The following is an 882-nucleotide window of genomic DNA, read 5'->3' on the forward strand; positions in this document are numbered from 1 at the left end:
CTCTTATACACAAGTCTTTGAATATCGTTAAGTCTGTGATCTAATCGATCATCATCACTCATAGATTTATCATATGCACACAAACACTTCTGAAGAATGGGCTCAATTAATTTTTGGTAACGCTAATTTAGGAGATCCGAGACGCACCCGACGATTAGCTCTACTAGCAAGCGATATGGCTGAGAATGCAGACAGCTCAATTGTTAAGGCTTCTGATACACCCGCAAAAATTGAAGCCGCTTATCGTTTCATTAGAAATGAGAAAATATCCCCTCAAGCGATTGCCGATTCAGGGTTCTCACAAACGAGTGAAGCGGTAAAGCAGTTGCCTTTGGTTCTCGCTATCCAAGATACGACAGGATTGACATTTAAACACAGTGTTTGCAAAGAATTAGGCGATGTGAACTGTGCAAATACATTAGGAAAACCATCAAAAACAAGAACGCTATATGCGCATTCAACTTTAGCAATTGATGCAGATACGGAGCACGTTATTGGTTTACTCGACCAGTACTATTGGTTTAGGAAATCAAAGGTTAAAGGGACTAAAGATCAACAACAGCAACGCCCTTACGAAGAGAAAGAAAGCTATCGCTGGCAACAAACATTAATGGATATAAAGAAACGTACAGGTGAATTATCAAATATACTTAACATCTGCGACAGAGAAGCTGACATTTATGAGTACATGACTTACCAAAAAGATGAAGGGCATCGATTTTTAGTCAGAGCAAAAGAAAATAGAAAATTAATAGAGCCTCAATGCAATCTCAATCAGTTAATAGAAACAGCGCAGGGTCAGTGTTGTTACACTATTAATATAGCGCAACGTGCGGGAAGAAAAGCGCGTCAGGCCCGAATTACATTGAGCTATCAACCTAT

At 39.3% G+C, this 882-nt stretch carries 1 protein-coding gene; it reads left to right on the forward strand.

What is annotated here, in order from left to right; genetic code table 11:
- Window positions 1-73: 73 nt before the first annotated feature.
- The coding region (locus CWB66_RS18415; protein ID WP_138586510.1) for an IS4 family transposase at window positions 74-882 on the forward strand (809 nt) is incomplete at its 3' end.

This window comes from Pseudoalteromonas sp. S558 (assembly GCF_005886635.1).
GTDB lineage: Bacteria > Pseudomonadota > Gammaproteobacteria > Enterobacterales > Alteromonadaceae > Pseudoalteromonas > Pseudoalteromonas aliena.